Here is a 3,450-nt window from a genome sequence, read left to right as displayed (position 1 = left end):
GAATATCAACGGATAGGTGCCTGGTGGCTGTCACCGGTTGTTAGTACGGATGCTTGTTTCTTCTTTTGGGGAGGGGCCGGTGTTCAGGAAAGCGTGCCGGTGGGTGGTTGTTGGGTAGTGTTTGGCACACTGTTGGGTCCTGAGGCAACAGGGCCGGGGGTTGCTGCGGCTTTTGGTCGTGGTGGTGTTCCGGGTTTGTTTGTTTCTGGTTTTCCTGGCTGCATCGAGCGCGCACGTAGGTGTGTGGGGTGTGTGGTTTGGGGTTGTTGTTTGAGAACTACATAGTGGACGCGAGCATCTTTTATAAGAAGCAATTTCCAAGAATATGAACCTGGATCTGGCTGCGCGTGATGGTTACTCGCCCTTTTGGGGGTTGGTGGTGTTGTGTGTGGTTGGTTTTCGTGGTTCTCTCGAAAATTTCTGATTGATCTTTTGTGGTCAAGTTTTTAAGAGCACACGGTGGATGCCTTGGCATTAGGAGCCGAAGAAGGACGTAGGAATCTGCGATAAGCCTGGGGGAGTCGATAACCGGACTGTGATCCCAGGGTGTCCGAATGGGGAAACCCCGCCAGGGGCGCGAGTTGCCTGGTGACCCGCATCTGAACACATAGGGTGCGTGGAGGGAACGCGGGGAAGTGAAACATCTCAGTACCCGCAGGAAGAGAAAACAATAGTGATTCCGTTAGTAGTGGCGAGCGAACGCGGATCAGGCTAAACCGTTCCATGTGTGATAGCCGGCGGGCGTTGCATGGTCGGGGTTGTGGGACTTTCCGTTCTGTCTCTGCCGGGACAGTGGGGTGTGATGTGCAGGCATAGGTGAACGGTCTTGAAAGGCCGGCCAGAGAGGGTGTGAGCCCCGTAACTGTAATGTTGTGTACCGCCTGGAGAGTATCCCAAGTAGCACGGGGCCCGAGAAATCCCGTGTGAATCTGTCAGGACCACCTGATAAGCCTAAATACTCCCTAATGACCGATAGCGGACCAGTACCGTGAGGGAAAGGTGAAAAGTACCCCGGGAGGGGAGTGAAACAGTACCTGAAACCGTGTGCTTACAATCCGTCGGAGCAACCTTAGTAGTTGTGACGGCGTGCCTTTTGAAGAATGAGCCTGCGAGTTAGTGTTACGTCGCGAGGTTAACCCGTGTGGGGAAGCCGTAGCGAAAGCGAGTCTGAATAGGGCGTTGCAGTGGCGTGATCTAGACCCGAAGCGAAGTGATCTACCCATGGCCAGGTTGAAGCGACGGTAAGACGTCGTGGAGGACCGAACCCACTTCAGTTGAAAATGGAGGGGATGAGCTGTGGGTAGGGGTGAAAGGCCAATCAAACTTCGTGATAGCTGGTTCTCCCCGAAATGCATTTAGGTGCAGCGTTGCGTGTTTCTTGCTGGAGGTAGAGCTACTGGATGGCTAATGGGCCCTACAAGGTTACTGACGTCAGCCAAACTCCGAATGCCGGTAAGTGAGAGCGCAGCAGTGAGACTGTGGGGGATAAGCTTCATAGTCGAGAGGGAAACAGCCCAGACCACCAACTAAGGCCCCTAAGCGTGTGCTAAGTGGGAAAGGATGTGGAGTTGCTCAGACAACCAGGAGGTTGGCTTAGAAGCAGCCATCCTTAAAAGAGTGCGTAATAGCTCACTGGTCAAGTGATTCCGCGCCGACAATGTAGCGGGGCTCAAGTACACCGCCGAAGTTGTGGCATTCAAATATTAGCTAAGCCCTTGTGGTTCAGGCGTTTGGATGGGTAGGGGAGCGTCGTGTGGGCAGTGAAGTCGCGGTGTAAACCAGCGGTGGAGCCTACACGAGTGAGAATGCAGGCATGAGTAGCGAAAGACGGGTGAGAAACCCGTCCGCCGAATGATCAAGGGTTCCAGGGTCAAGCTAATCTGCCCTGGGTAAGTCGGGACCTAAGGCGAGGCCGACAGGCGTAGTCGATGGACAACGGGTTGATATTCCCGTACCGGCGAAAAACCGCCCATGCTGAACAGGGGATACTAACTGCCCGAGACCTGCCCGATCACCCTTGTGGTGTGAGGGTTTTGGTGGAGCGCAGGACCTGATCCTGGGAGGCAAGCGTATTAACAGGTGTGACGCAGGAAGGTAGCCGAGCCGGGCGATGGTTGTCCCGGTCTAAGGATGTAGGGCGAACGGTAGGCAAATCCGCTGTTCATGATGCCTGAGATCTGATGGGACCCCCGTTTGGGGGGATTTGGTGATCCTATGCTGCCGAGAAAAGCATCGACGCGAGGTTTTAGCCGCCCGTACCCCAAACCGACACAGGTGATCAGGTAGAGAATACTAAGGCGATCGAGAGAATTATGGTTAAGGAACTCGGCAAAATGCCCCCGTAACTTCGGGAGAAGGGGGGCCCCAACCTTGAACGGACTACGCGTCCGGGAGGGGATCGGGGCCGCAGAGACCAGGGGGAAGCGACTGTTTACTAAAAACACAGGTCCGTGCGAAGTCGCAAGACGATGTATACGGACTGACTCCTGCCCGGTGCTGGAAGGTTAAGAGGACCGGTTAGCCTCACGGCGAAGCTGAGAATTTAAGCCCCAGTAAACGGCGGTGGTAACTATAACCATCCTAAGGTAGCGAAATTCCTTGTCGGGTAAGTTCCGACCTGCACGAATGGAGTAACGACTTCCCCGCTGTCTCAACCATAAACTCGGCGAAATTGCAGTACGAGTAAAGATGCTCGTTACGCGCAGCAGGACGGAAAGACCCCGAGACCTTTACTATAGTTTGGTATTGGTGTTCGGAGTGGCTTGTGTAGGATAGGTGGGAGACGTTGAAGCCCGGACGCCAGTTCGGGTGGAGTCATCGTTGAAATACCACTCTGGTCACTTTGGACATCTAACTTCGGCCCGTAATCCGGGTCAGGGACAGTGCCTGATGGGTAGTTTAACTGGGGCGGTTGCCTCCTAAAAAGTAACGGAGGCGCCCAAAGGTTCCCTCAGCCTGGTTGGCAATCAGGTGTCGAGTGTAAGTGCACAAGGGAGCTTGACTGTGAGAGAGACATCTCGAGCAGGGACGAAAGTCGGGACTAGTGATCCGGCGGTACATTGTGGAATGGCCGTCGCTCAACGGATAAAAGGTACCTCGGGGATAACAGGCTGATCTTGCCCAAGAGTCCATATCGACGGCATGGTTTGGCACCTCGATGTCGGCTCGTCGCATCCTGGGGCTGGAGTAGGTCCCAAGGGTTGGGCTGTTCGCCCATTAAAGCGGTACGCGAGCTGGGTTTAGAACGTCGTGAGACAGTTCGGTCCCTATCCGCTGCGCGCGCAGGAAATTTGAGAAGGGCTGTCCTTAGTACGAGAGGACCGGGACGGACGAACCTCTGGTGTGTCAGTTGTACTGCCAAGTGCACCGCTGATTAGCTACGTTCGGATGGGATAACCGCTGAAAGCATCTAAGCGGGAAGCTCGCTTCAAGATGAGATTTCCATACACC

1 rRNA gene is annotated in these 3,450 nt (G+C 54.7%); it reads left to right on the top strand.

The window, feature by feature from the left end:
• Positions 1 to 436: 436 nt before the first annotated feature.
• Positions 437 to 3,450, top strand: a 23S ribosomal RNA gene (locus FNL14_RS20075); the annotation flags it as partial.

The sequence above is a fragment of the Pseudarthrobacter sp. B4EP4b genome (assembly GCF_006680095.1).
Taxonomy (GTDB): Bacteria; Actinomycetota; Actinomycetes; order Actinomycetales; family Micrococcaceae; genus Arthrobacter.
Note: the sequence above shows the minus strand (reverse complement) of the source record. Positions and strands in the feature narration are given on the sequence as shown.